General features: G+C 69.4%; 21 protein-coding genes, 1 other RNA gene, 1 pseudogene and 1 riboswitch. Of the genes and pseudogenes, 15 read left to right on the top strand and 8 right to left on the bottom strand.

The genetic code is table 11. The features are described 5' to 3' along the window. Position 1: 1 nt before the first annotated feature. The gene (gene gph, locus Q3A80_RS29300; RefSeq protein ID WP_446332290.1) at positions 2-718 is read left to right on the top strand and encodes a phosphoglycolate phosphatase; all 717 of its coding nucleotides are present in this window, start codon (positions 2-4) and stop codon (positions 716-718) included. A 17-nt stretch (positions 719-735) separates the two neighbouring features. Next, positions 736-1,105, top strand: a transfer-messenger RNA (tmRNA) gene (gene ssrA / locus Q3A80_RS29305). A gap of 269 nt (positions 1,106-1,374) precedes the next feature. Here ssrA and Q3A80_RS29310 read toward each other — a convergent pair. The 3 genes from Q3A80_RS29310 to Q3A80_RS29320 all read right to left on the bottom strand — a co-directional run bounded on the left by Q3A80_RS29310 (position 1,375) and on the right by Q3A80_RS29320 (position 3,506). Then, a complete protein-coding gene (locus Q3A80_RS29310; RefSeq protein WP_446332291.1) occupies positions 1,375-1,728 on the bottom strand; it encodes a DUF4148 domain-containing protein in 354 nt (117 codons plus the stop codon). Positions 1,729-2,028: 300 nt separating this feature from the next. Beyond that, on the bottom strand, positions 2,029-2,298 hold the full coding sequence (locus Q3A80_RS29315) for a hypothetical protein (RefSeq protein WP_446332292.1): 270 nt from the start codon (positions 2,296-2,298) through the stop codon (positions 2,029-2,031). A gap of 101 nt (positions 2,299-2,399) precedes the next feature. Continuing rightward, positions 2,400-3,506 (bottom strand): substrate-binding domain-containing protein, encoded by a 1,107-nt coding sequence (locus Q3A80_RS29320; RefSeq protein WP_446332293.1) that lies wholly within the window; start codon positions 3,504-3,506, stop codon positions 2,400-2,402. Positions 3,507-3,637: 131 nt separating this feature from the next. Here Q3A80_RS29320 and Q3A80_RS29325 point away from each other — a divergent pair, with 131 nt between their 5' ends. From Q3A80_RS29325 to Q3A80_RS29340, 4 genes are read left to right on the top strand one after another with little or no spacing between them, the layout of a single operon-like run. Beyond that, positions 3,638-4,138, top strand: a complete 501-nt coding sequence (locus tag Q3A80_RS29325) for an NAD(P)H-dependent oxidoreductase subunit E (protein WP_446332294.1) — start codon at positions 3,638-3,640, stop codon at positions 4,136-4,138. Continuing rightward, complete coding sequence (locus Q3A80_RS29330; protein ID WP_446332295.1) at positions 4,135-5,712, top strand: formate dehydrogenase beta subunit; 1,578 nt, start codon at positions 4,135-4,137, stop codon at positions 5,710-5,712. Before Q3A80_RS29325 ends, Q3A80_RS29330 begins: the two co-directional genes overlap by 4 nt. A 16-nt stretch (positions 5,713-5,728) precedes the next feature. After that, positions 5,729-8,680, top strand: coding sequence for a formate dehydrogenase subunit alpha (gene fdhF, locus Q3A80_RS29335; protein ID WP_446332296.1), 2,952 nt, complete (start codon positions 5,729-5,731; stop codon positions 8,678-8,680). 7 nt (positions 8,681-8,687) lie between these two features. Further along, positions 8,688-8,939: a formate dehydrogenase subunit delta gene (locus tag Q3A80_RS29340; protein ID WP_446332297.1), complete on the top strand. Its 252-nt coding sequence runs from the start codon at positions 8,688-8,690 to the stop codon at positions 8,937-8,939. A 6-nt stretch (positions 8,940-8,945) separates the two neighbouring features. Here Q3A80_RS29340 and Q3A80_RS29345 read toward each other — a convergent pair whose 3' ends face one another. Next, the gene (locus Q3A80_RS29345) at positions 8,946-10,616 is read right to left on the bottom strand and encodes an FAD-dependent monooxygenase (RefSeq protein WP_446332298.1); all 1,671 of its coding nucleotides are present in this window, start codon (positions 10,614-10,616) and stop codon (positions 8,946-8,948) included. 130 nt (positions 10,617-10,746) lie between these two features. On the opposite strand from Q3A80_RS29345, the gene Q3A80_RS29350 reads away from it, so the two are divergent. After that, positions 10,747-12,585, top strand: a complete 1,839-nt coding sequence (locus Q3A80_RS29350) for a tetratricopeptide repeat protein (protein WP_446332299.1) — start codon at positions 10,747-10,749, stop codon at positions 12,583-12,585. An 84-nt stretch (positions 12,586-12,669) separates the two neighbouring features. Here the strand turns inward: Q3A80_RS29350 and tcuC are convergent, their stop codons facing one another. Further along, positions 12,670-13,965 carry a tricarballylate/proton symporter TcuC gene (tcuC, locus tag Q3A80_RS29355; protein ID WP_446332300.1) on the bottom strand — a complete coding sequence of 432 codons (1,296 nt, stop codon included), beginning with the start codon at positions 13,963-13,965 and terminating at the stop codon, positions 12,670-12,672. A gap of 367 nt (positions 13,966-14,332) precedes the next feature. On the opposite strand from tcuC, the gene Q3A80_RS29360 reads away from it, so the two are divergent. Beyond that, entirely contained in the window at positions 14,333-15,295 is a 963-nt protein-coding gene (locus Q3A80_RS29360; RefSeq protein WP_446332301.1) for a hypothetical protein, read from the top strand. Positions 15,296-15,373: 78 nt separating this feature from the next. Here Q3A80_RS29360 and Q3A80_RS29365 read toward each other — a convergent pair whose 3' ends face one another. After that, the gene (locus Q3A80_RS29365; protein WP_446332302.1) at positions 15,374-16,027 is read right to left on the bottom strand and encodes a DUF2968 domain-containing protein; all 654 of its coding nucleotides are present in this window, start codon (positions 16,025-16,027) and stop codon (positions 15,374-15,376) included. Between the two features lie 164 nt (positions 16,028-16,191). After that, complete coding sequence (locus Q3A80_RS29370) at positions 16,192-17,394, bottom strand: gamma-glutamyl-gamma-aminobutyrate hydrolase family protein (RefSeq protein WP_446332303.1); 1,203 nt, start codon at positions 17,392-17,394, stop codon at positions 16,192-16,194. A 280-nt stretch (positions 17,395-17,674) separates the two neighbouring features. Here Q3A80_RS29370 and Q3A80_RS29375 point away from each other — a divergent pair, with 280 nt between their 5' ends. The 7 genes from Q3A80_RS29375 (at position 17,675) to Q3A80_RS29405 (ending at position 25,879) form a co-directional block, all read left to right on the top strand. Next, a complete protein-coding gene (locus Q3A80_RS29375) occupies positions 17,675-18,355 on the top strand; it encodes a GntR family transcriptional regulator (protein WP_446332304.1) in 681 nt (226 codons plus the stop codon). Positions 18,356-18,362: 7 nt separating this feature from the next. Further along, positions 18,363-19,739, top strand: coding sequence for an amidase (locus Q3A80_RS29380; RefSeq protein ID WP_446332305.1), 1,377 nt, complete (start codon positions 18,363-18,365; stop codon positions 19,737-19,739). Between the two features lie 145 nt (positions 19,740-19,884). Then, the gene (locus Q3A80_RS29385) at positions 19,885-20,397 is read left to right on the top strand and encodes a disulfide bond formation protein B (RefSeq protein WP_446332306.1); all 513 of its coding nucleotides are present in this window, start codon (positions 19,885-19,887) and stop codon (positions 20,395-20,397) included. 620 nt (positions 20,398-21,017) lie between these two features. Continuing rightward, a complete protein-coding gene (xdhC, locus tag Q3A80_RS29390) occupies positions 21,018-22,022 on the top strand; it encodes a xanthine dehydrogenase accessory protein XdhC (RefSeq protein ID WP_446332307.1) in 1,005 nt (334 codons plus the stop codon). Between the two features lie 18 nt (positions 22,023-22,040). Next, positions 22,041-23,066 (top strand): adenosine deaminase, encoded by a 1,026-nt coding sequence (locus Q3A80_RS29395; RefSeq protein ID WP_446332308.1) that lies wholly within the window; start codon positions 22,041-22,043, stop codon positions 23,064-23,066. Between the two features lie 611 nt (positions 23,067-23,677). Beyond that, positions 23,678-25,000 carry a guanine deaminase gene (guaD, locus tag Q3A80_RS29400; protein WP_446332309.1) on the top strand — a complete coding sequence of 441 codons (1,323 nt, stop codon included), beginning with the start codon at positions 23,678-23,680 and terminating at the stop codon, positions 24,998-25,000. Positions 25,001-25,090: 90 nt separating this feature from the next. After that, a riboswitch (yybP-ykoY riboswitch) is annotated at positions 25,091-25,228 on the top strand. Between the two features lie 78 nt (positions 25,229-25,306). Continuing rightward, on the top strand, positions 25,307-25,879 hold the full coding sequence (locus Q3A80_RS29405; protein ID WP_446332310.1) for a TMEM165/GDT1 family protein: 573 nt from the start codon (positions 25,307-25,309) through the stop codon (positions 25,877-25,879). Positions 25,880-25,931: 52 nt separating this feature from the next. Here the strand turns inward: Q3A80_RS29405 and Q3A80_RS29410 are convergent. Then, a pseudogene (locus tag Q3A80_RS29410) lies at positions 25,932-26,191 on the bottom strand (DUF4136 domain-containing protein); the annotation flags it as partial.

Below are 26,191 nucleotides of genomic sequence, written 5' to 3' on the forward strand. Positions count from 1 at the left end.
CATGACGACTCCCCTTTCGACCGAGCGGGCGGCATTCGACGAGCCGCGCCTGCTGCACTGCGATGCGGTGCTGTTCGACCTCGACGGCACGCTCGCCGACACGGCGCCCGATCTCGCCGCCGCCGTCCACAAGATGCAGCGCGTGCGCGGCCTGCCCGAAACGCCGCTCGACGTGCTGCGGCCGCTCGCGTCGGCCGGCGCGCGCGGCCTGCTCGGCGGCGCGTTCGGCATCGATCCGCAATCGCCGGGCTACGACGCGATGCGCGACGAGTTCCTGATCAATTACGCGACCGATATCTGCGTGCACACGACGCTGTTCCCCGGCATCGGCGACGTGCTCGACGAACTCGATGCGCGCGGCGTGCGCTGGGGCATCGTCACGAACAAGGCGATGCGCCTGACCGCGCCGCTCGCGGACCTGCTCGGCCTGTCGTCGCGGGCGGCCTGCATCGTCGGGGGCGACACGACGCCGCACTCGAAGCCGCACCCGGCCCCGCTGCTGCATGCGGCCGCGCAGATGACGCTCGCGCCCGAGCGCATCGTCTACGTCGGCGACGATCTGCGCGACATCCAGGCCGGGAGCGCGGCCGGGATGGCCACGGTCGCCGCTGCTTACGGCTACTGCGGCGACGGCGCCGCGCCGGGCGACTGGCAGGCGCAGCACCTCGTCGGCTCGACGCAGGAACTGCGCGAACTGCTGCGCGATGTTGGGCTATAATGATCGATCTGATCCGCGGGGGCGACCTGGTTTCGACAGGGGTTGTGAAGCGGCTAGGGCATGTCGAGGACCCGTCACCTCGTTAATCAATGGGAAAATCGTAACTGCAAACGACGATACGTTCGCACTGGCAGCCTAAGGGCCGCCGTCCTCTGCCTAGTTCACTGACGGGCTAGTGTCGCAAGACCGGTAGCAATACCGCCAGAGGTCATTTACGTCAGTTAAGCCCTGTCGGCGTCGCGACGCCAGGGTCGAAAATCTAGCGAATCGCCGTAGTGCAGCGTGTTCGTCCGCGTCGCTGCGGTTAAATCAAATGACTGAACTAAACATGTAGAACTAGTCGTGGAGCGCTTCTGGACGCGGGTTCGATTCCCGCCGCCTCCACCAAATTCCGCGCTTGACGCACGAACCCCGCACGACGCGAGTCTGCGGGTTTTTTGTTGCCGGTGAAACCGCATGTGCCGCCCTGCCGAAAAAGCGCCCGGGCCCGGGCGGGCCGGGCGGAATGCCGCCGGTGTGCCGGCGGCAGGAGGTGACGGAGAGTCGGCGCCGCTCGCGCGGTGGTTCCCGCGCCGAACGGCGCCCTGCCCGGCACCGCAGCCGCGGCGCGACGCGTCGTCGCACCCGGCACGCGGCGTCAGCGGGCCATGTGCGGCTTAGCTGCCGCGATACAGCGACTTCATTTCTTCGGCGCTCGCCGGACGCACGCCGATCGCACGCGAGCCTGATGCCGACGCGCCCTGCACTTGCGCGCCGTAGCCGCTGGCGTCGGCGCCTTGCGCCTGCGCGAACGCTGCGCGCTGCTGCTCCGCGACGCGGGCGGTGGCGGCCTGGATCGCTTCCGGATAGTGCGGATCTTCGCCGCGGGCGGTGTTGTAGCCGGCTTGCTGCAGCTGAACCAGTTCGGCGCGAACCTGCGCGCGGGTGAGTGCCGAGCCCGGCTGCGCGAACGATGCAACCGGGACGACCAGAGCAGCAGCAACGACAACGGCTTGAACGAGCGACTTCATGATGACCTACCTCCAGATTTGTCTGATTTCGCGGTGAACACCCGTTCATCGCTGACAAACCGAAGTTTATGTAGGCGCGTGCTTAAGAATAAGGCAGGTTTCGGGAAGACATTCTTCCTGGATCGAGGGTTAACCCTAGGTCTGCGTTCGGCGCGTGTTCAAGACGTCAGGCGGCCCGCGCTACAAAGCACGAGCCCCGCGAAGCGGCAAGCGTCGCGGGGCTCGGCGGGACCGTACGGCACGCGCGCGGTCATCGGTCAGGCGCTTGCCGGCGACTGCCCGGCGCGCGTGTGCATGCTGTTATTGCGTGTCCATCGGGCACTTCAGGTTGCAGCCATTCGGATCGCCCATGTCGCCCTTGCGCCGCAACGCCGACTTCTTGCCGCTCTGGTATTTCTGCGACGGCGCCGACGCCGCGAACGGCATCTGCGGATGCTCGTTCAGGCGAAACTGCTCACTCAGGATCCCGCCGGGCACGCCCGGCGAGTTCTGCGCAAACGCGAACGGCGAAGCAGCGATCAGAAGCCCCGCGGTCAACGCTGCCGCGGAGAAGGGAACGGAAAGTTTCATGGCGGGATGACGCCTGAACGGCGTGCTTGTTGGAACGTTGATCAAGCGGCAAGCGTAGCGCAAATCACCCGCTGCTGCAGCGCAGTTCGCGCGCGCTCGCGTTACCGCGCGTTGCCGTCCGGCGCCCCCGCCGCGCTGCTGCCGGCCAGCCCTGCGGCGATGCCGGTCAGCGTCCCGCACGCGGCCGGATCGTAGCCGTCGAGATGCGCAACGCGCTCGATGAAGCGCGCGTCGCGCAGCAAGGCCAGCACGCCGGCGAGCGGCCGCGAGTCGAGCCGCGCGCGTTCGCAAGCGAAGTAGTAGTCCTCGTCGACGACCGGGATGAAATCGAGCCCGAAGTGACGGGCGGCCGGCTCGACGCCGAAGCCGAGATCGGCCATCCCGCTCGCGACGAACGCCGCGATCGCCGAGTGCGTGAGTTCGGCCGACGCATAGCCGTCGATCCGTTCGGGATCGATGCCGATCGCGCGCAACGCCAGATCGAGCAGCATTCGCGTGCCCGACCCCGGCTGCCGGTTGACGAAGCGGATATCGTTACGCGCGAGATCGGCGAGCCCGCGGACCTGCTTCGGGTTGCCGCGCGGCACGAACAGCCCCTGCTGGCGACGCGTCAGATGAATCAGCACGTGGCGCGTGTCGTCGAGCCACGGCCGGTAGATCTGCGCGCACTGCTCGCGGAACGCGCCGCGGGGCAGATGGAAGCCGGCCAGTTCGCATTCGCCGCGCACGAGCGCCTGCACGGCCTCGATGCTCTCGCGATACTTGATATCGACGGCCGCCTGCGCATCGACGAGCGCGGAAACGAGCGTCGCGACCGCATAGCCGTGCGACGCATGGATGCGCACGGCGCCGTCGCGCTGCGCGAGCCGCCGGTTCAGGTCGCTCGCCACTTCGGCCGCGAGCGCGCGCAGGTTCCCGTCGAGCCGGCTGCGCGCGAGGCGCTGCGCGTCGACGATCGCCTGCCCGAGTTCCGACAGCGTCGAACCCTTGCCGCGCGCGGTCTCGATCAACGCGCCGCCGACGCACGCCTCCAGCGCGCGCAGCATGCCCCACGCATGCCGATACGACAGCCCCTTCGCGTGCGCGGCCTGCGCGATGCTGCCCGTATCGGCCACGAGTTCCAGCAATGGCGCCACGTCGGACAGGCTCGCGGTGCGACCCCCGGTGGCGCGTACGGTCAGATACGCGTCGCATTCGATTCGAATCAATTATGTACTCCGATTTCCTATTGCGACTGCGAAATCTTCCGCTTATCGTTGACCAAAATCAATCAGAACGAAGCCTCGTTGCGCACTATATGCATTCATAGCGCATATGAGACTTTGGAGGAGCATAACCGATGTCCCCGAATTCCCCTGCGCCCGATGCGCTCGTCGAGCGTCATGCGCGCGCCGGCCGCTCGCTCGTCGCGATCCTGCATGCGATCCAGGACGACGCGGGCTACGTGCCGGCGGGCTGCGTCGCGCCGCTCGCGAAGGCGCTGAACCTGTCGCGCGCGGAAGTGCACGGCGTGCTCACCTATTACCACCACTTCCGCACCGCGCCGCCCGCGCGCGTGACGATCCAGATGTGCCGCGCCGAGGCGTGCCGCAGCATGGGTTGCGAAACGCTCGCCGCGCACGCGGAAGCGCGCACGGGTTGCCGGTTCGACGCGTCGCATGGCGATGGCACGCACGCGCACGCCGCGGGCGACGTCGCGCTCGAATCCGTCTACTGCCTCGGGCTGTGCGCGCAATCGCCGTCGATGACGGTCAATGGCGTGCTGCACGCGAAGGTCACGCCGGAAAAGTTCGACGCGCTCCTCGCGGAAGCCGCCGCCCACACGCCGGAGGCCGCATGACGACCCGCATCTACGTTCCGCGCGATTCGTCCGCGCTGGCGCTCGGCGCCGATGCGCTCGCTGCCGCAATCGTCGCGGAAGCCGAGCGGCGCGGCGTCGCAATCGAACTCGTCCGCAACGGTTCGCGCGGGCTGCTGTGGCTCGAGCCGCTCGTCGAGGTCGGCACGGCGGCCGGGCGCGTCGGCTATGCGAACCTGTCGGCCGCCGACGTGCCCGCCCTGTTCGACGCGAACTGGCTCGACGGCGGCGCGCATCCAAGCGGCGTCGGCCTCGTCGATGCGCTGCCGTATCTGGCGCGCCAGCAACGCCTCACGTTCGCGCGGATCGGCCTGACCGACCCGCTGTCGATCGACGACTACCTGAAGCACGACGGCCTCGCGGGCCTGAAGAATGCACTCGCGCTCGACGGCGATGCCGCATGCGAGACGCTGATCGAATCGGGGCTGCGCGGCCGCGGCGGCGCGGCCTTCCCGGCCGGCATCAAGTGGCGCACGGTCCGGCAGGCGAGCGCGACGCAGAAGTACATCGTCTGCAATGCGGACGAAGGCGATTCGGGCACCTTCTCCGATCGCCTGATCATGGAAAGCGACCCGTACTGCCTGATCGAAGGGATGATCATTGCGGGCATCGCGACGGGCGCGACGCTCGGCTACATCTACGTGCGCAGCGAGTATCCGCACGCGATCGCGGCACTCGAGACCGCGATCGGGCGCGCCCGCGAAGCCGGCTGGCTCGGCGAACGCGTGCTCGGCTCCGCGCACGCGTTCGACCTGCACGTCGCGAAGGGCGCCGGTTCGTACGTGTGCGGCGAGGAAACGGCGCTGCTCGAATCGCTCGAAGGCAAGCGCGGCGTGGTCCGCGCGAAGCCGCCGCTGCCCGCGCTTGCCGGCCTGTTCGGACAGCCGACGGTGATCAACAACGTGATCACGCTCGCGACCGCGCCGGTGATCTTCGCGCGCGGCGCCGCGTTCTATCGCGACTACGGGATGGGCCGCTCGCGCGGCACGCTGCCGTTCCAGCTCGCCGGCAACATCCGCCACGGCGGCCTCGTCGAACTCGCGTTCGGCGTCACGCTGCGCGAGCTGCTGTTCGACTACGGCGGCGGCACGGCCAGCGGCCGGCCCGCACGCGCGGCGCAGGTCGGCGGCCCGCTCGGCACCTATCTGCCCGAACGCCAGTGGGACGTGCCGCTCGATTACGAGGCGTACACGGCCATCGGCGCGGTGGTCGGTCACGGCGGCATCGTGCTGCACGACGACACGTCGAACCTCGCAGAGCTCGCCGAATACGCGATGAAGTTCTGCGCGATCGAATCGTGCGGCAAGTGCACGCCGTGCCGGATCGGCTCGACGCGCGGCGTCGAGACGATCGCACGCATTCGCGAAGGCGACACGTCGGAGCGGCAGATCACGCTGCTGCGCGATCTGTGCGACACGATGCTCGCCGGCTCGCTGTGCGCGATGGGCGGGATGACGCCGTACCCGGTGCTGTCCGCGCTCGACCATTTCCCCGAAGATTTCGGGCTCGCCGCCGGCCAGCAAGCCGCGTCGGGTCCGGTCAAGGCTGCGGCCTGACCCAGAAGGAGCCCTCATGTCCCTCGACACGAACAACGTCCGCCAAGGCGGCTGCGGCTCAGGCCAATGCGCGTGCAAGAGCGCCGCACAGGCGCGCGCATTCGATCCGTTCGACGAAACCGACTACGGCACGCCGCAGCGGCATGCCGATACCGACGTCACGCTCGAAATCGACGGCCAGCCGGTGACGGTGCCGGCCGGCACGTCGGTGATGCGCGCCGCGATCGAAGCCGGCGTCAATGTACCGAAGCTGTGCGCGACCGATTCGCTCGAACCGTTCGGTTCGTGCCGTCTGTGCCTCGTCGAAATCGAAGGCCGGCGCGGCTATCCGGCGTCGTGCACGACGCCCGCCGAGGCCGGGATGAAGGTACGCACGCAATCGGACCGGCTGCAGTCGCTGCGCCGCAACGTGATGGAGCTGTACATCTCCGATCACCCGCTCGACTGCCTCACCTGCCCCGCCAACGGCGACTGCGAGCTGCAGGACATGGCGGGCGTCGTCGGGCTGCGCGAAGTGCGCTACGGTTTCGACGGCGCGAACCACCTGCGCGACCGGAAGGACGAATCGAACCCGTACTTCACGTACGATCCGTCGAAGTGCATCGTCTGCAATCGCTGCGTGCGCGCCTGCGAGGAGACGCAGGGCACGTTCGCGCTGACGATCGCCGCGCGCGGTTTCGAATCGCGTGTGGCCGCCGGCGAAAGCGAATCGTTCATGGCATCGGAATGCGTGTCGTGCGGCGCCTGCGTCGCCGCGTGCCCGACCGCCACGCTGCAGGAAAAGACCGTCGTCCAGCTCGGCCAGGCCGAACACTCGGTCGTCACGACGTGCGCGTACTGCGGCGTCGGCTGCTCGTTCAAGGCCGAGATGAAGGGCACGCAGGTCGTGCGGATGACGCCGCACAAGAACGGCCTCGCGAACGAAGGCCACGCGTGCGTGAAGGGCCGCTTCGCGTGGGGCTATGCCACGCACAAGGACCGCATCACGAAGCCGATGATCCGCGAGAAGATCACCGATCCGTGGCGCGAAGTCAGCTGGGAAGAGGCGCTCACCTACGCGGCGACGCAATTCCGCAAGCTGCAGCAGAAGTACGGCCGCGATTCGATCGGCGGCATCACGTCGTCGCGCTGCACGAACGAGGAAACCTACCTCGTGCAGAAACTCGTGCGCGCCGCGTTCGGCAACAACAACGTCGACACCTGCGCACGCGTGTGCCATTCGCCGACCGGCTATGGGCTGAAGACGACGCTCGGCGAATCGGCCGGCACGCAGACCTTCGCGTCGGTCGGCGAGGCCGACGTGATCGTCGTGATGGGCGCGAACCCGACCGACGGCCACCCGGTGTTCGGCTCGCGCCTGAAGCGGCGCATCCGTGAAGGCGCGAAGTTGATCGTGATCGATCCGCGGCGCATCGACGTCGTCGACGGCCCGCACGTGAAGGCCACCCATCACCTGCAGCTGCGTCCCGGCACCAACGTCGCGATGGTCAATGCGCTCGCGCACGTGATCGTCACCGAGGGGCTCGTCGCCGACGCATTCGTCGCCGAGCGCTGCGACACGCGCGCGTTCGAGCAATGGCGCGACTTCGTGTCGCGTGCCGAGAACTCGCCGGAAGCGACCGCGGACGTGACGGGCGTGCCGGCCGAGCAGGTGCGCGAAGCAGCACGCCTCTATGCGACGGGCGGCAACGCCGCGATCTACTACGGCCTCGGCGTGACCGAACACGCGCAGGGCTCGACGACGGTCATGGGCATCGCGAACCTCGCGATGGCGACCGGCAACATCGGGCGCGAAGGCGTCGGCGTCAATCCGCTGCGCGGCCAGAACAACGTGCAGGGCTCGTGCGACATGGGCTCCTTCCCGCACGAGCTGCCCGGCTACCGGCACATCGGCGACGCAACCGTGCGCACGCAGTTCGAAGAAGCGTGGGCGGCCACGCTGCAACCCGAACCCGGCTTGCGCATCCCGAACATGTTCGACGCGGCGCTCGACGGCAGCTTCAAGGGGCTCTACTGCCAGGGCGAGGACATCGTCCAGTCGGATCCGAACACGCAGCACGTCGCGGCCGCGCTGTCCGCGATGGAATGCATCGTCGTGCAGGACATCTTCCTCAACGAGACGGCCAAATACGCGCACGTGCTGCTGCCCGGCTCGACCTTCCTCGAGAAGGACGGCACGTTCACGAACGCGGAGCGCCGCATCTCGCGCGTGCGCAAGGTGATGCCGCCGCTCGCGGGCTACGCGGACTGGGAAGTGACGCTGCTGCTGTCGCAGGCGCTCGGCTACGACATGCACTACTCGCATCCGTCGGAAATCATGGACGAGATCGCGCGGCTCACGCCGACCTTCTCGGGCGTGTCGTACGACAAGCTCGACGCGCTCGGCAGCATCCAGTGGCCGTGCAACGAACAGGCGCCGGACGGCACGCCGACGATGCACATCGACGCGTTCGTGCGCGGCAAGGGCCGGTTCGTGATCACGCAGTTCATCCCGACGCCGGAAAAGGTCACGCAGCGCTATCCGCTGATCCTGACCACGGGCCGCATCCTGTCGCAATACAACGTCGGCGCGCAGACGCGCCGCACCGAGAACGTGCAGTGGCATGAAGAGGACCGCCTCGAGATTCATCCGCACGATGCGGAGGATCGCGGGATCCGTACCGGCGACTGGGTCGGCATCGAGTCGCGGGCGGGCCAGACGGTGCTGCGCGCGCTCGTGTCCGACCGCATGCAGCCGGGTGTCGTGTACACGACGTTCCACTTCCCGGAATCGGGCGCGAACGTGATCACGACGGACAGCTCCGACTGGGCGACCAACTGCCCCGAATACAAGGTCACGGCCGTGCAGGTGCTGCCGGTTGCGCAGCCGTCCGACTGGCAGCGTGCATACGCGCGCTTCAACTCGGAACAGCTCGACCTGCTCGAGCGCCGCGCCGCCGCGCCGGCTGCCGTGATGACGGGCAAGTGAGGACGCGATGGACAACGGACACCTGATCGACATGGCCAACCAGATCGGCGCTTTCTTCGAATCGATGCCCGATCGCGAAGAAGCGCTGACCGGAATCGCCGAGCATATCCGGCGCTTCTGGGAGCCGCGGATGCGTCGCGCGTTCCTCGCCGCGCTCGACGACCCGTCGAGCGAAGCCGGGCAACGCGCGACGCCGATCGTGCGCGACGCGATCGCCGCGCATCGAGCGTCGCTCGTGCCGGCCGCGGCCCCGGCCTGAACGCCCCTACGCGGGCAGCGGCATGCCCGCGAACCAGCTTTCGCAATGGCGCAGCAGTGCGTTCGCGTCGGTGGCGGTTCGGCCGCGCGCCGCGATGTAGCCGTCCGGCCGCAGCAGATAGAACGACGGCCTCGAGCGGCCGTATGCCTGCGCGAGCCCTTCCGCGCCGTTGCCTTCGGCATCGGCGACACGCCATGTCCGCACGGCACCCGGCATGATTCGTTCGACCCCTTGCACGAGCGCCTGCGCATCCGCGGACATCGGCGGCACGTAGATCGGCGGCACGTCGGCCGTGTCGTCGCCGTCGGCGCCCGCAGGCTCCTCGAGCAGCAGCAGCGTGAAGCTCGCCGGATCGTGCAGGTCGTATAGCCGCGCCGTGCCCGGCGCCGGACCGAGCGGGCCGTCGACCACGTGCACCAGCGCATCCGGCGCACGCTCGCCCGCACGTGGCCCGCCATCGAGCACGCGTTCGAGCGTGAGCGGACTCTTCCGGTACTGCACGCCGAGCTCGCTGAACGTGCGCCGCACCGCGTCGCGCACCGGGCCCAGCGACGACAACAGCGGCACCACGTGATCGCGCAGCAGCCTGACCGCGCCGTGATCGGCTTCGACGATCTGCGTGACGACACTCGTCTGCCGCAACACATCGCGCTCGATCGGATGGCGCTCTGCGTGATACGTGTCGAGTAGCCGCTCGGACGTTCCCGCACCGAGCACGCGTGCGAGCTTCCAGCCGAAATTGAGCGCTTCCTGGATCCCCGTGTTCATGCCCTGTGCGCCGGCCGGGCTGTGGATGTGCGCGGCGTCGCCGGCAAAAAACACGCGCCCGTAGCGCAGCCGGTCGACCATCCGGCTGTTCAGATGGAAATACGACGACCACGCGAGATCGCTCGGCGCGATCGATGCGCCCGTGCGGGCGCGCACGAGCGCGTCGCATTCTTCGAGAGACGGGGGCGGCGCGTCCGGCGACGGCGTGCCGCCGGGCGGCCGATCGGCGACGAGCCGGTAGCGGCCGCTGCCCATCGGGAACAGGCCGGCGATGCCGTCGGGCGTCGTGAACAGACGGATTTCCTCGTCGGGCCAGTCGGGAATCGCCGCAAAATCGGCAAGCAGGAACGTCTGTTCGAACGCACGGCCGGCGAAGCCCACGCGAAGCAGATGCCGCACCGTGCTGTGCGCGCCGTCGGCGGCGATCAGGTACGACGGCGCGCAGCGCTCGTCGCGGCCGTCGGCACCGCGCAGCGTCACGTCGAGCGACGGGCCGCCGGCGTCGCATGCGACGAGCGTGACGCCGCGCTCGATCGTCACGCCGAGCCCGGCCAGATGCTCGGTGAGCAACCGCTCGGTGACGCTCTGGTCGAGCAGCAGCAGGTACGGGTAGCGCGTTTGCAGCGGATCGAAATCGAGCCGCGCGATCACGCGGCCGTCGGCATGGAGCTCAGCCGCATGCACGCGATGGCCGAGCGCGAGGAACGGTTCGACCGCGCGATGCTGCTCCAGCAGCTCGAGCGTGCGCGCCTGGATGCCGATCGCGCGAGAATACGGCGCCGGCGTGGCGAGCCGGTCGACGATGCGCACCGGCACGCGGGCCCGCGCGAGACTCATCGCGGCAGCAAGACCGGTCGGGCCCGCGCCGACGATCAGCACGGGCGAGATATCGAGCAAGGTGTCAGCCATGAGAACCTCGATGACACGCGATCCCGCCAGTCTACGCCGCTCCGCGTGACGGGGCCATATGCCGAACGGCCGATCCGCGGCGCGGGCGCGCAGTGTGGGAAAATACGCGCTTTCCGTCAGTTTTCGCGTCATGGATTCCGCATTCGACCGAGCGTATGCCGCGCACCGCGCGGGCCGCCTCGCCGAGGCCGAGCACGGCTATCGCGCCGCGCTCGCCACCAATCCCGCCGACGCCGACGCACTGCATCTGTTCGGCGTGCTGCGGCATCAGCAGGGCCAGCATGCCGAGGCGGCCGATCTCGTCGGGCGTGCGGTCGAGCTGCGCCCGGACGATGCCGCGCTTCAGCTCAATCTCGGCAACGCGCTGAAGGCGCTCGGCCGGCTCGGCGATGCGATCGACCGCTTTCGCAACGCGCTGACGCTCGCACCCGAATTTCCGCTCGCGCACTACAACCTCGGCAACGCGTATGCGGCGCTGCAGCGTCACGAGGACGCGGTGGATGCGTTCGGCCGCGCGCTGCGGCTCACGCCCGACGACGCATCGATTCACAACAACCTCGGCAACGCCCTGAACGCGCTCGGCCGCCACGACGACGCACTCGCCGCGTTCCACCGTGCGCTCGAGCTGCGGCCCGGCCATGCCGGCGCGCACAACAATCTCGCGATGGCGCTGAACGCGATGGGCCGGGCGGGCGACGCGATCGCGCACTTCCAGGCCGCGATCGCCGCGCAGCCGCGTTTCGTCGCCGCGCATTTCAATCTGGGCAACACGCTGGAGGCGCTCGGCCGCCATGCGGAGGCCGCTGCCGCGTTCGAAGCCGCGCTCGCGCTGCACCCGCCGTTCCCGCTTGCGCTGTTCGGGCTCGCGAACGCGCTGTGCGCACAGGCCCGGCACCGCGAAGCACTGCCCTACTACGAACGCGCGGTCGGCCTGGATCCGTCGTTCGGCCTCGCGTGGCTGAACCTCGGCAACGCGCATCACGCGCTCGGCGCGCACGAGATGGCGCTGCGCGCGTTCGACCAGGCGCTGCGCGTCGCGCCCGACCTGAAGCTCGCGCAACTGCATCGCGCCGTCACGCTGCTCACGCTGCGCGACTTCACGCGCGGCCTGCCCGCCTATGAAGCCCGCCACGACACGCCGGGCGCGACGCCGCTCGGCACGCTGCCGCGCTGGCAAGGCGAACCGATCGCGGCGCGCACGCTGCTGATCCGCGCGGAACAAGGCTTCGGGGACACGCTTCAGTTCGTCCGCTTCGTGCCGCTGGCGCGTGCGCGCTGCGCGCGTGTCGTACTCGAAGTGCAGCCGGAACTCGTCGCGCTGCTCGCGCCGGTTGCGGCGCGCTGGCGCGTGACGCTCGTCGGGCAGCACGCGGCGAAGCCGCCCGCGGCGGACGTCGCGTGCACGCTGATGAGCCTGCCTTTCCTGCTCGGCCTGCAGCCGGACGACATCGTCGCGGGCGCGCGCTATCTCGATGCGCCGGACAGCGCACGCCGGCGCTTTCGCGGCTCGCTCGGCGGCCAGTCGAAACGCAAGTTCGGGCTCGCGTGGTCGGGCCGCCGGCAGGCGCAGGAGAACCGCTCGATGCCGTTCGATGCGCTCGCGCCGCTGCTCGCGCTGCCGGACATCGACTGGATCGTGCTGCAGCCGGCGCTCGACGACGACGAACGCGCACGCGTCGACGCGCATCCGCGCGTGCATCGCCTCGACGGCCGGCTGAACGACTTCGCCGACACGGCCGCGCTGATCGAGCGGCTCGACGGCGTCGTCACGATCGATACGGCGGTCGCGCACCTCGCCGGCGCGCTCGGCAAGCCGCTGTGGATCATGCTGCCGTTCGCGCCGGACTGGCGCTGGTTCACCGGCGACGACTGTCCGTGGTATCCGCATGCGACGCTTGCCCGCCAGCCCTCGCCGGGGCAATGGCTCGACGTGACCGCGAAGGTCGCCGCCGCGCTGCGCGACGCATGAAAGCCTGAACGTCTGAGCGCCAACCGGAAAGGGAGCGCGCCCGCGCTCCCTTTCTTCATCCGATGCGATGCAATACAGAGCGGATCACGCCGATTTGTACTGGTTGCGCGACCGCGGTGTCCGATAGAGCACGAGCGTTGCGATCAGCCCGCAGATCGCCGCGACGCTCAGCCAGAGCCCCGGCGCCGCCTTGTTGCCCGTCTGGTGAATCAGCAGCGTCGAGATCGCGGGCGTGAAGCCGCCGATCGTCGTCGCGAGGCTGTACGCGAGCGAAAAGCCGGCGGTGCGCACGTCGGCCGGCATCACTTCGGTCAGCGCGACGACCATCGCGCCGTTGTACGACCCGTACAGGAACGACAGCCACAGCTCGACCGCGAGCAGCCGCAGGAACGACGGCTGCGCGACGAGCCACAGCACGGCCGGATAGGCCGACAGCAGCGTGAGCACCGTGAACGCGATCAGCACCGGACGGCGGCCGATGCGATCCGACAGCGCGCCGGACAGCGGCAGCCAGACGAGGTTGGACAGCCCGACGCAGACGGTCACGATCAGCGCGTCAAGCGACGACAGGTGCAGCACTTCCTTGCCGAACGTCGGCGTGTACGCGGTGATCATGTAGAACGACACCGTCGTCATGATCACCATGCCCATCCCGGCGATCACGACGCCCCAGTTCGCGAGCATCGACCGCATGATCTCGCCCATCGTCGGACGATGACGCTTCGCGAGGAATTCGTCGGTTTCCTTCAGCGAACGGCGGATCAGGAACAGGAACGGCACGATCAGGCAGCCGATCAGGAACGGAATGCGCCAGCCCCACGCGGTCATCTCGTCGGCCGGCAGCGCGCGGTTCAGCAGCACGCCGACGAACGCGGCGAACACGACCGCCACCTGCTGGCTGCCCGACTGCCACGACGTGTAGAACCCCTTGCGGCCCTTCGTCGCGATCTCCGACAGATAGACCGACACGCCGCCGAGCTCGACGCCCGCGGAAAAGCCCTGCAGGAGCCGGCCGAGCAGCACCAGCACCGGCGCGAGCACGCCGATCGTCGCGTAGCCCGGAATCGCGGCCACCGTCAGCGTGCCGAGCGCCATCAGCCCCAGCGTCAGGATCAGCCCCTTGCGGCGGCCGTGATGATCGATGTACGCGCCGAGCACGATCGCGCCGACCGGGCGCATCAGGAAACCCGCCCCGAACACCGACAGCGACAGCATCAGCGACGCGAACGCGTTGCCGCTCGGAAAGTACGTTTTCGCGATGGCCGACGCGTAATACCCGTAGACCATGAAGTCGTACATTTCGAGGAAGTTGCCGCTGACGACGCGGAACACGGTGCGGACTTTCGATTCCTGCGCGATGGCTTGCGTGGCTGTGGACATGTCGTTCCCTCGGCTCGGACGGCGCGAGCGCCGCGCCCTGTGAATCCGACGACGCGTGCCGCGCCTTGCCGGCGCGCACGGGCATCGCTGCGAACCGGCGGCGCGTCGCGCAACGACGCGCACACCGGCATGGTCGGGAAATGATGCCACGCGAAGCCGACGACTGCGTTGGGGCGCCGCGATGGCCCTCGTGTCGCGGCAGCATTGGCGCCGCTGCATGCCGCTAGTACGAATCGTCTCGAACGGCACGTCAAAATCAGATTGGTCCGATCGACCGAACGCGGTCGCGTGACCACAATGTCACGATTTGCAACGCCATGTCGTTGCGGCCGGCACGATCGCCGCTGCCGCACGGCGTACCGCCCTCATGACTTCATCGCCCCTGGTGCCCGTCGAGGGCACGCTCGCCCGCCCTCGTGCCGCCCCGCTCGACGGCGTGCCGCCGTTCGGTCGCGAGTGGACGTTCCGCGGCATGTCTGACGCGCGGCCGGGCAAGCGCTGTCTTGCGACGCTGACCACGTGTTGCATCGACATCGTTGCGCCGCACCGGACGTGTCGCTGGCAACCGCTGCCCGTGGCGCCGCCGTCGTCAGCCGGCGTGCCGGCTGCCGCGCCCGGTGCGACCCGCCGGTACATCGAGCGCGCGCCCGGCCGCACGCACGACAGGCGAGCGTTGCGTGCCGCGTGCTGGAGCATCGGCGCGCTCGCGATCATCGGCTGGCTCGTTACTGCGCACGAGCCGTTCCCGGATTTCGCACCCAAGCCGACGATTCAGCCCGCAGTCCCGGTGCCGCAGCACGTCGCGCAATCGACAGGAACGGTGCAAGTCGCCGCGCTCGAGCGCGCGAAGCCGGCCAGCGCGCCGGCGCAGCATGCCGCGGCGCGTCCCGCCGCAATATCCGCCATGCCCTCGGAGTCCGCACGCGGCGCGGCACCGAAGGCGCCGCCTCGGCGTGCCGGCGCGGCATCGGACGGACGGCGCGTCGCGACCGTATCGCCGCCACGACCGTCGTCGTCGACGCACCAACCGGCCGGCAAGCGCCCGACGCCGGCGCACGCTGCCGCACACGTCGCGGCCCGGCTCGACGCAGGATCATCTGTCACACTGCACGGCTCACGTGCATCGTCGCACGATCATTTCGACCGGCCGTCGCATTCGCTTGCTCCGCAGCGCCCGCTCGACGATCCGCTCACGCTGATCGCGATGGCGCACGCGCTCGACGCCGAGCGCCCCGCGCGGCCGGCGAACGTACCGGCGGCCGGCTTCGACTGGACCGCACAGCTGTCGCATCGTCGCCTGACTGACACTTCCGACACGCTGCGCCGCTGACGCGCGTGCAACAAAAAACCCGGCGAAGCACGCTTCGCCGGGTTTCGTTCGTCCATCGCCCGATCGGACGACCTGTCGTCACTTGTGCGCGGACAGCCCCGTTTCAGCCTGCCGCTCGAGCTGCCGCACCTGCTCCTGCAGATCGCGCAACTGCACCTGCGCGGCCCGCTTCTCGACCTGCAGCGCCTGCGTCTGCTCCTGCACCGACTTCTGCCGCTGCGCGACCTCGGCCTGCTGGCTGCGCGCGACGCCGAGATCGGCCTGCAGCTGCTGCGCGCGAGTCGCCTGCAACGCGATCACACGCTCGAGAAACGTCTTCTGCGCCTGCAGTTCGGTGCGGCGGATCTCGACGTCCGCGAGCTGCACCGTCTGCTGGACGAAGTTCGCGTAGACCATCTCCGCGCGGCTCTTCTCCTGCGTCTTGATCACGCGCCACAGACGCTTGTCCTGGAACAACGCGACGTAGTACGTCATCTCGCGCGGATCGAACATCACGCTCGCGCCGTAGCTGCCGTTGTAGGTCGTGCGCATCTCGACGATTCGCCCGTCGTGCAGCATCTGCGACAGTTCCGCGACGTTGCCTTGCGCGGCTGCATCGGCGGCGGTCGCGGCCGACGCCGCCGGTACCGGCGCGGCATCGCCGCTCAGGCTCGTCACCGCCGGGCGGGTGCCCGCGACGGGTGCGGTCGCATCGGCGGACCACGCCGCGCCTGCGTGCGCGCAGGCAGCCATTGCAACGATCCACGTTGCGCGTCGTGCAGGGAAAAAGCTTCGGAAGACCAACGTCAGACTCCGGCGAACGAATCGGGAGTCGCGATTATCGTTCAAAACGAAACGGCCGCATCTCGAATTTAACGCGATGCGGCCGTCGTCCTGCGACGCGATGCGAACGCTTGCTACAGGCGCGTTTCGCGTGCCGCGCGCAGGAATGCATCGAGCAGCGGCGTGCAGTCGAGCAGCTCGGCGCCGCCCGCGCGGTGAAACTCCGGGTGCCACTGCACGCCGACGACGAACGGCGCGCGCCGGTAGCGGATGCCCTCGATGATCCCGTCGCCGGCCGACACGGCCTCGATGTTCAGATCGCGGCCGAGATCGCGGATCGCCTGATGGTGGATCGAGTTGACGATCGCTTCGCTGCGCCCGGGGAACATGCTCGCGAGCGTCGACGTATCGGGGAAGCGGATCGCGTGGCGATGCTGGTCGTAATGCTCGCTCACGTGCGCATTCGCGGTCGGCACGTCGGTCGCGATGTCCTGGTACAGCGATCCGCCGAACGCGACGTTGATCAGCTGGCAGCCGCGGCACACGCCGAGCACCGGCTTGCCGGATTCGACGAATTCGTGAAACAGCTCGAGCTCGTACATGTCGCGCACGCGGTCGCCCGGCCATTCGGGCCGCGCATCGGACGCCGCGTAGGTTTGCGGCGACACGTCGGCGCCGCCCTGCAGCAGCAGCCCGTCGAGATGCTTCGCGTAGTCGCGCAGCCGGATGTTGCTCGGATGCAGCATGCCCTGGTGGCCGACGGTCGGGATCATGAACACGAGCACGTCGCGCGACATGACCCAGTGTGCGATCGACTCTTCCAGGTACTGCAGCGTCTTGCCGCGCAGCCCCTTCGCGCCGGGTTCCGGATGGAAGATCCGCGCCGACACGCCGATGCGCAGCGTGCGCTGCGTGATCCGCTGGCCCGCGCGGTCGAACAGCCGGCGCGCACGCGCGGCGACGATCCGGCCGAATACCGACCACGGCGTGTCGCTCTGTTTGAGATACGCCGGTGGCGCGGTCTGCGCGTTCGCGGGCGGCGGCCGCGGCGTGTCGAAATCGGGCTGCGCACCGAAACCGGGCGGGGCCGCGCCGGGTTTCGGCGTCGCGGCACTGGCTTCGGCGGCGGTGCCCGTGGTGCCGGCGCCCGTCGTGCCGGCAGCGCCCGGCTCGGACGCCGCCGTGACCGGCGACGCGCCGTCTTCGGCAACGTCATGTGCAGCGGCTGCCTGCGCGGCAGGCGAGGCGGGCGTTTTCACCGGATCGGAACGAGGGGAATCGGAAGAAGCGGAAGAGGTGCCGGGCAGACCGGCCGGGGAAGGCGTGGTTTCGCTCATGACGATGGTCTGGTACGTCGCTCGCGCGTATTGGATTGACGAGGATTCATTATGCGTCAGTGCACGATCGCGCGGTAAACCAGCAACATCCTGTCGATAATTGTTGCAAGTCGTCGCATCCGGTGCGGGCACGACCTGCGTCCCCGCGTCCGCGGGATCGAACGTCACGCCGGCACGCTGGACACCCGTGATATATCACAATAATATTCACGCATCGCCCACGCTGCCGGACTGCCTGCGCCATGATCGCGCCCCGCCCGGCCACCGCGCCGCCGCCCGCATGAACGCCCTCCCCGACGCCGTCCACGACCGGCCTGCCGCATCGCCGCCCAGCCTCGCGGACCGCGCGTACGCGCTGATCCAGCGCGACATCATCACGATGCGCCTGAAGCCGGGCGCGGCGCTGAACGAAGCCGACCTCGTCGCGCGCACCGGCATCGGCCGCACGCCCGTCCATCAGGCCGTGCACCGGCTGGTGCTCGAAGGGCTGCTGTCCGTGATGCCGCGCAAGGGGCTGATGGTGCAGCCGCTGTCGCTCGACGATATCGTCGCGGTGATCGACGTGCGGCGCATCAACGAAGCCCACTGCGTCGAACTCGCCGCACGCCATGCGACGCCCGACGACCTCGCGCGCATGGCCGCGCTGCTCGCCGATGGCGAGGCCTGCGTCGGCACGCACGACGTCGAAGGAATGATGGCGCTCGACCGCGCGTTTCATCACGCGATCGCCGTGGCCGCGCGCAACCCGGTGCTCGCGGAAATCCTGCGCGCGCTGCATGAGCGCTCGCTGCGCTTCTGGTTCGTCACGCTGTCCGAGCCGCACCATCTGTCCGACGTCCAGCATGAACACCGCGAACTGTTCGAGCGGCTGTCCGCGCGCGACGCCGCCGGCGCGCGCGCGGCCGTCGAACGCCATATCGATTCGTTTCGCGCCACCCTTGTCCAACATTTTCGCCGCTGAGCCCCCCATGACCACCTTCACGCCCTTCCCCCCGCTCGCCCAGCTCGCCGCCGACCTCGCCGCCGGGCGGACCACGAGCCGCGCGCTCGTCGACGTCGCGCTCGAACGGATCGCCGATCCGTCGGGCCAGGGTGCGACCGTCTTCACCGAAGTCGACGCCGACAACGCGCGCGCGGCCGCCGACGCGCACGATCGCCTGCGAGCGGCGGGCACCGTGCTGTCACCGCTCGCGGGTATTCCCGTGTCGGTGAAGGATCTGTTCGACGTCGCTGGCCAGGTGACGCGCGCCGGTTCGCGCGTGCTCGACGGCGCGCCGCCCGCGCAGGCCGACGCGGTCGCCGTCGCGCGGTTGAAGCGGGCGGGCGCCGTGCTGGTCGGCCGCACCAACATGAGCGAGTTCGCGTTCTCGGGGCTCGGGCTGAACCCGCACTTCGGCTCGCCGCGCTCGCCGTACCGGCGCGACGTGCCGGGCGATGCGCGGATCGCCGGCGGCTCGTCGTCCGGCGCGGCCGCGTCCGTCGCCGACGGGATGGCGGCCGTCGCGCTCGGCACCGACACCGGCGGCTCGATCCGCATTCCGGCCGCGCTGTGCGGGCTCACGGGCTTCAAGCCGACTGCGAGCCGGATCCCGACGCAAGGCGGCGTGCCGCTGTCGACGACGCTCGACTCGTTCGGCCCGATCAGCCTGACGGTCGCGTGCTGCGCGCTCGTCGACCGGATGCTCGCGGGCCTCGAGCCGCACGTGCCGGCCGCGCGGCCGCTCGAAGGCGTGCGGCTCGGCGTGCTGACCAACTACGTGACGGACGGCGTCGACGCGGACGTCGCCGCCGCGCTCGACGCGTCGCTGAAACATCTGGAAGCGGCGGGCGCGATCGTCACGGAAGTGCGCTTTTCGGCGCTCGACCGGTTGCCGGAGATCAACCGCTTCGGCTTCTCGCCGATCGAGGCGTATGCGTGGCATCGCCCGCTGCTCGCGCAGCACCGCGATCGATACGATCCGCGCGTGCTGTCGCGCATCCTGAAGGGCGAGCCGGCGAGCGCGGCCGACTATCTGGACCTGCTCGCCGCCCGCCAGGCGATGCTGGACGAAGCGGCGCACACGGTCTGGGCGCGCTTCGACGCGCTGGTCGCACCGACGGTGCCCGTCGTGCCGCCGCGCATCGCCGAACTCGAAGCGGACGACGCCGCGTTCACGCGTACCAACGCGCTGATCCTGCGCAATCCGAGCGCATTCAACTTCCTCGATGCGTGCGCGCTGTCGCTGCCGTGCCATCCGCGCGACGCGGCGCCGGTCGGCCTGATGCTCGCGGCCGCGCCGCATCGCGACGACGCGCTGCTCGCGATCGGCCAGGCGGTCGAGGCGGTGCTGAACACGATCCGGTGATTGCTGCAGCAACGGGCGCGGCGACGCGCGTACGTAGCGGGTGCGGCCGGGTGCCGCACCCGCGCTGTCAGTTTCGTGCCAGATCGTTCGCGCTAAAATCGCGCGATTGATCATCGGACCGACCAACGACAGGAATCCCGCCGACATGAACGACTCCACGCTCGCACTCCGCCGTGAACGCCGCCTGCTGATGCTGCTCGGCTGGGTGTGCATCGCCCTGCTGGCGGGCGCGCTCTACCTTCAGTACGTGAAGAACGAGGATCCGTGTCCGCTGTGCATCATCCAGCGCTACTTCTTCGCGGCGATCGGCATCTTCGCGTTCCTCGCGGCCGGGATGCGCAACTGGCGCGGCATCTGGGTGCTCGAGCTGCTGATCGCGATCGCCGCGGCCGGCGGCGTCGGCACTGCCGCTCGGCATCTGTCGATCCAGATGAATCCGGGCTTCAGCTGCGGCTTCGACACGCTGCAGCCGATCGTCGACAGCCTGCCGCCCGCGCAATGGTTCCCCGGCATGTTCAAGGTCGCGGGCCTGTGCGAGACGGTCTACCCGCCGATCTTCGGCATCCTGCTGCCCGGCTGGGCGCTGATCGCGTTCGCCGTGATCCTCGTTGCCGTCGCATCGAGCCTGTGGCGCCATCGCCGCATGCTCGCGGGCTGAGCGGCCGCGCCGCGCGGGGGCGCCCCGACCGGTCGGGCGTCGCCGCGTAGCAGCGCCCCTGCCGGCTCGGCCGGCGGGCCCCGCACCATGCCGCGGCCGCGTGTGGCGCCGGCCGCGCGTAAACACCTACCCCGCCGCTGCCCGGAGTGCCGGGCGTACGCGCATCGCGCGCCATCCGCGCGCACGCCGCGCGCACAGGCATTTCGCCCGATGCCCGCAGCATCGCTGCCACGATCCCGCGCGGCGGGCCTATGATCGACATGATCGCCGCCTGATAGCGCGGATCACCGCCCGGCAATGTTCCCGCCGCCTGGCGGTGCTATCTTCGCAACTGGATGGCGATCTACGTGCGCGAGGCCAGGCGGTCTCACCTCCTGCGTAACGCGCGCCCGATCCGCAATGTCGACTGGATTCATCATGACAACGCAAACCATCCGCATCCGTCACCCTCATGGCGTCCGCACGTCCCGCGGCGTCGTTCGCGCGCGCCTTCGGCGCACTGCCGCCGCACCGGCTCCGTCGTGCGGCCGGATCGCCCCGCTCCCGCCTGCCCTCGTTGCCGCCGCGCCCGCCGGCCCGCGCCGTGCGTCGTGCCGCGACGTCCCGAACGGAGCGTGCTGATGGAAGCGTGGCTCGGCGATCTGCAGCAACTGCTCGCGCACGGCGAAGCGGCCGTGCTCGTGACGGTCGCGCATACCGACGGCTCCGCGCCGCGCGAGGCCGGCACCAAGATGCTCGTCACGCGCGACACGGCCCGCCATACGATCGGCGGCGGTCATCTGGAATGGAAGGCAATCGAGATCGCGCGGCACCTGCTGAAGGACGGCGCGCACGTGCCGCACGCACGCCGGCTCGAACGGCTCGCGCTGGGCCCGAGCCTCGGCCAGTGCTGCGGCGGCGCGGTGGTGCTCGCGTTCGAGCGGCTCGACGTCGGCGACCTCGGCTGGATCATGTCGCTCGCGAAGCGCGTCGCGGCCGGCACCGCGACCGTGCGTAGCGTATCATTCGGCCCCTCGCCGGGCGCGCCGCTCTTGAGCGAGCCCGAATCGCAAGCCGCGCGTGCCGATTGCCTGCTGTGGGAAACCGGCGGCGTGTCGCTGATGACCGAAACGATCGCGCCGTATGCGTTCCCCGTCGTGCTGTTCGGCGCCGGGCACATCGGCACCGCGCTCGTGAAGGTGCTGGCGACGCTGCCGTGCCACGTGCGCTGGATCGACGCGCCCGAGGCTGCGTTCCCGCCGGCCGACGCGCTCGCGGGAATCGGCAATCTCGCGATCGACGCGCTGGCCAACCCGGCCGATGCCGTCGACGCGGCGCCGCCGCATGCGTACTTCGTCGTGATGACGCACGACCACACGCTCGATTTCATGCTGGCCGAGCGCATCCTGCGGCGCGGCGACTATGCGTACTTCGGGATGACCGGCTCGCACACGAAGCGCGTGCAGTTCGATCACCGGCTGGCAGCGATCGGCATCGACCCGGCCCAGGTCGCGCGGATGCACTGTCCGATCGGCGTCGAAGGCATCGTCGACAAGGCGCCCGAAGTGATCGCGATCTCGGTGGCCGCGCAGCTGCTGCAGGCCGTCGAGGCAAACGCAGCCGCGCACGCTTCCTCACCATTCTGACCGACCAAGAACAACGCCATGACCCCGACATTCAAGGACAAGATTGCCCGCGCGCCGAAAGCGGAACTGCACATCCATATCGAAGGCTCGCTCGAGCCCGAACTGATCTTCGCGCTCGCGCAGCGCAACGGCGTGAAGCTCGCGTACGACTCGATCGACGCGCTGCGCGCCGCGTACGCGTTCACCGACCTGCAGTCGTTCCTCGACATCTACTACGCAGGCGCGAGCGTGCTGCTGACCGAGCAGGATTTCTACGACATGACGGCTGCCTACTGCGAACGCGCACTCGCCGACAACGTCGTCCACACCGAGCTGTTCTTCGACCCGCAGACGCACACCGAGCGCGGCGTGCCGATCGAGACGGTCGTGGCCGGCATCGACCGCGCGCTCGCCGATGCCGAGCCGCGCGGGCTGTCGAGCAAGCTGATCCTGTGCTTCCTGCGCCACCTGTCCGAAGACGACGCGCTCGCGACGTTCGAAGCCGCGCTGCCGCTGTTCGAGCGCTATCGCCACCGGCTGATCGGCGTCGGCCTCGACTCGTCCGAACTCGGCCATCCGCCGACGAAGTTCGCGCGCGTGTTCGAGAAGGCGCGCGCGCTCGGGCTGAAGCTCGTCGCGCATGCGGGCGAGGAAGGCCCGCCCGCGTATATCTACGAAGCGCTCGACGTGCTGAAGGTCGACCGGATCGATCACGGCGTGCGCAGCATCGAAGATGCGGCACTCGTCGAACGCCTCGCACGCACGCGCACGGCGCTGACCGTGTGCCCGCTGTCGAACCTGAAGCTGTGCGTGTTCGACGACATGGCGAAACACACGCTGAAGGCGCTGCTCGATCGCGGCGTCGCGGTGACGATCAACTCCGACGATCCGGCCTACTTCGGCGGCTACGTCAACGACAACTATTTCGCGACGGTCGACGGGCTGCAATTGACGGACGCCGAAGTACACGCGGTGATCCGCAACGGCTTCGAAGCGTCGTTCGTCGACGCCGCGCAGCGCGACGCGCTGATCGCGCGTCTCGATTCGTACTGGCAGGCCGCGTGACGGCCGGCATCGAGGTTCGCTAGACAGATGAAACGCCGCCACGACATCCGCTTCGCGACGACCGGTTCGGCGCCGTGCCGCGCCAGCGGTGTGCGCGCACCGTGCACGCATGCCGAAATCGCGTCTGCGGCGTCTGCCGCGCGCGGCGCGAGGGCGTGGATCGCGTTGTGCGCGGTCGCGCGGCGAAGCCGCTCGTCGCAGCTCGTCATGCAGCGCGCTGCCGTGCCGGTCGCGATTGCGATTGCGATTGCGTTGGCGTTCGCGTTCGCGTTGGCGTTGGTGTTGGCGTTGGTGTTGGCGTTGGTGTTGGCGTTGGTGTTGGCGTTGGTGTTGGCGTTGGTGTTGGCGTTGGCGTTGGCGTTGGCGTTGGCGTTGGCATTGGCATTGGCGGTCGCGGTCGCGAAGGCGATACCGATCGCAGCGATGTCCGCCGGCCACCCGCTGCAGGCACCGCTCGCCGCCGCGCTCGCATGCACGGTCGCCGCGCGCGGCGTCTCGGCCTTCGCACATCGCGGCAGCACGTGCGCGCGACCAGCGCTTTCCATGCCGGCGCCCGCGCAGCCCCGATCGTTTTCTTCTGTTCGCCTTACCTTGATGCAGGACCATTCGTCATGACGCAAACCGCTTTCCGTTCCCAGCTGCTGACCTTCAACGGCGACCCGGCGCAGTCGAGCCAGGCCGCGAACTACGAGACCGACGGCCTGCTGATCGTCGACGACGGCAAGGTCGTCGCGGCCGGCCCGTATGCGCGGCTCGCCGCGACGCTCGCGCGCGACGCGCTCGTCCACGACCTGCGCGACAAGCTGATCGTGCCCGGCTTCATCGACACGCACATCCACTATCCGCAGACGGACATGATCGCGTCGCCGGCGCCCGGTCTGCTGCCGTGGCTCGACAAGTACACGTTCCCGACCGAGCGTCAGTTCGGCGATCCGGAGCATGCGCGCGAAGTGGCCGACTTCTTCGTCGACGAACTGCTCGCGTGCGGAACGACGAGCGCGCTCGTCTACTGCACCGTGCACAAGCAGTCGGCCGACGCGCTGTTCGCGGCGAGCGACGCGCGCGACGTGCGGATGATCGCGGGCAAGGTGCTGATGGATCGCAACTGCCCCAAGTTCCTGCGCGACACCGCGCAATCGGGCTACGACGACAGTGCCGAGCTGATCGACCGCTGGCACGGCAACGGCCGGCAGCTGTACGCGCTCACGCCGCGCTTCGCACCGACGTCGACCGAGGCGCAGCTCGAGGCATGCGGCGAACTCGCGCGCCGCCATCCGGACGTGTTCGTGCAGAGCCACGTCGCGGAAAACGTCGATGAGGTGAAATGGGTCGCCGAGCTGTTCCCCGGCCACCGCAGCTATCTCGACATCTACGATCGCTACGGGCTGCTGCGGCCGCGCGCGGTGTACGGCCACTGCATCCACCTCGACGACGAAGACCGCCGCCGGATGGCCGAGACGCGCACCGTCGTCGCGCACTGCCCGACGTCGAACTTCTTCCTCGGCAGCGGGCTGTTCGACTTCGACAAGGCCGGCGAATTCGACGTGCCCGTCACGCTCGCGACCGACGTCGGCGGCGGCACGTCGTTCTCGATGTTGCAGACGATGAACGAGGCGCACAAGGTCGCGCGGCTGTCGGGCCACCATCTCAGCGCGACGCGGATGTTCTGGCTCGCGACGGCCGGCGCCGCGCAGGCGCTCGATCTCGCCGACACGGTCGGCACGCTCGCGCCGCGCACCGAGGCCGACTTCGTCGTGCTCGACCCGCAGGCGACGCCGCTGCTCGCGCGCCGCACGAAGCGCGCGGATTCGCTCGAGGAGCTGCTGTTCGCGTTTGCCCTGCTCGGCGACGATCGTGCCGTGTACCGCACGTACGCGGCCGGCCGGCTCGTGCACGAGCGCGGTGCCGCACGCCGCACTGCGGCCGCAGCGTAACTCGCGCGCGTTCGCCCCGCTGCCGCTCCGGCGTGCGCCGCGGCGCAGGCCGGAGCCGCCGGATTCGCGCCGCGCGCGTCGTGCTAGAATTCGGCCCTCATTGGGGAGTAGCCGCTCCGCTCGATGTCCCGCGCTCCCGGCGCGCATCGTGACGGAGGCGTCCGTCAACAGACTTGGCCGTTCGGCCATGGCGGACGCAGCCACCAGGGCCTGGCGAGACCGATGGTTCACTGCGCGCCGCAACAGGGCCCGGCGCGCGGCGGATCGTCGCTCGCACGCACAACATCGGCCCGTGGAACCCCGTACGTGTCTCAAGCCTTCCTGATCTCCACCGGCGCCGTCGCCCTCGCTGAAATCGGCGACAAGACCCAACTGCTGTCCCTCGTCCTCGCCGCGCGCTATCGCAAGCCCGTGCCGATCATTCTCGGCGTGCTGGTCGCGACGCTCGTGAATCACGGGTTCGCCGGTGCGCTCGGCGAATGGCTGGGCGTGCTCGTCACGCCGTCGGTCATGCGCTGGGCGCTCGCGTTCTCGTTCATCGCGATGGGGTTGTGGATTCTCGTGCCGGACAAGCTCGACGAGGACGAAGCCAATGCGACGCGTTCGCGGCTCGGCGTGTTCGGCGCGACGCTGGTCGCGTTCTTCCTCGCGGAAATGGGCGACAAGACGCAGATCGCGACCGTCGCGCTGGCCGCGCGCTTCCAGGACTACATCGGCGTGGTGGCCGGCACGACCTTCGGGATGATGCTCGCGAACGTGCCGGCGATCGTGCTGGGCGACCGTTTCGCGCACCGCCTGCCGACGAAGCTCGTGCACGGCATCGCGGCCGTGCTGTTCGTCGTGCTGGGCGCGCTGGCCCTGTTCGGCGTCGGGGTGTGACGCACGCGGGCCAGCGGCGCGGCCGGGCGGCCGCGCCGGTATCGCTGTCGCGTTACTTCGCGACCGCCGCGCCCGATGCCGGGGCGGCCGGCACCGCGCGCTCGTTGGCGGCCGGCGCAGCCGGCCCGCCGCGCTTGTCGACCGGCAGCCGCACGGTGCGGATCGCGCCGTTCGACAACGGGAAATCCGCGAGCGCGCTGCGCGCGAGGAACGGCATCGCATACAGCAGCGCGCCGTTGTCGCCGGTGGTGCGCGCGGTCACGTTGTAGACCTCCTTGCCGGTCGCGCGCTCGGTGATCCGGATGCCGAGCG

The sequence above is a fragment of the Burkholderia sp. SR8 genome, assembly GCF_052851275.1.

Coding starts and splice junctions, on each gene's coding strand:
- gph (WP_446332290.1), top strand. CDS start 2: ATGACGACTCCCCTTTCGACCGAGCGGGCGGCATTCGACGAGCCGCGC.
- Q3A80_RS29310 (WP_446332291.1), bottom strand. CDS start 1,728: ATGAAGTCGCTCGTTCAAGCCGTTGTCGTTGCTGCTGCTCTGGTCGTC.
- Q3A80_RS29315 (WP_446332292.1), bottom strand. CDS start 2,298: ATGAAACTTTCCGTTCCCTTCTCCGCGGCAGCGTTGACCGCGGGGCTT.
- Q3A80_RS29325 (WP_446332294.1), top strand. CDS start 3,638: ATGTCCCCGAATTCCCCTGCGCCCGATGCGCTCGTCGAGCGTCATGCG.
- Q3A80_RS29330 (WP_446332295.1), top strand. CDS start 4,135: ATGACGACCCGCATCTACGTTCCGCGCGATTCGTCCGCGCTGGCGCTC.
- fdhF (WP_446332296.1), top strand. CDS start 5,729: ATGTCCCTCGACACGAACAACGTCCGCCAAGGCGGCTGCGGCTCAGGC.
- Q3A80_RS29340 (WP_446332297.1), top strand. CDS start 8,688: ATGGACAACGGACACCTGATCGACATGGCCAACCAGATCGGCGCTTTC.
- Q3A80_RS29345 (WP_446332298.1), bottom strand. CDS start 10,616: ATGGCTGACACCTTGCTCGATATCTCGCCCGTGCTGATCGTCGGCGCG.
- Q3A80_RS29350 (WP_446332299.1), top strand. CDS start 10,747: ATGGATTCCGCATTCGACCGAGCGTATGCCGCGCACCGCGCGGGCCGC.
- tcuC (WP_446332300.1), bottom strand. CDS start 13,965: ATGTCCACAGCCACGCAAGCCATCGCGCAGGAATCGAAAGTCCGCACC.
- Q3A80_RS29360 (WP_446332301.1), top strand. CDS start 14,333: ATGACTTCATCGCCCCTGGTGCCCGTCGAGGGCACGCTCGCCCGCCCT.
- Q3A80_RS29365 (WP_446332302.1), bottom strand. CDS start 16,027: ATGGCTGCCTGCGCGCACGCAGGCGCGGCGTGGTCCGCCGATGCGACC.
- Q3A80_RS29370 (WP_446332303.1), bottom strand. CDS start 17,394: ATGAGCGAAACCACGCCTTCCCCGGCCGGTCTGCCCGGCACCTCTTCC.
- Q3A80_RS29375 (WP_446332304.1), top strand. CDS start 17,675: ATGAACGCCCTCCCCGACGCCGTCCACGACCGGCCTGCCGCATCGCCG.
- Q3A80_RS29380 (WP_446332305.1), top strand. CDS start 18,363: ATGACCACCTTCACGCCCTTCCCCCCGCTCGCCCAGCTCGCCGCCGAC.
- Q3A80_RS29385 (WP_446332306.1), top strand. CDS start 19,885: ATGAACGACTCCACGCTCGCACTCCGCCGTGAACGCCGCCTGCTGATG.
- xdhC (WP_446332307.1), top strand. CDS start 21,018: ATGGAAGCGTGGCTCGGCGATCTGCAGCAACTGCTCGCGCACGGCGAA.
- Q3A80_RS29395 (WP_446332308.1), top strand. CDS start 22,041: ATGACCCCGACATTCAAGGACAAGATTGCCCGCGCGCCGAAAGCGGAA.
- guaD (WP_446332309.1), top strand. CDS start 23,678: ATGACGCAAACCGCTTTCCGTTCCCAGCTGCTGACCTTCAACGGCGAC.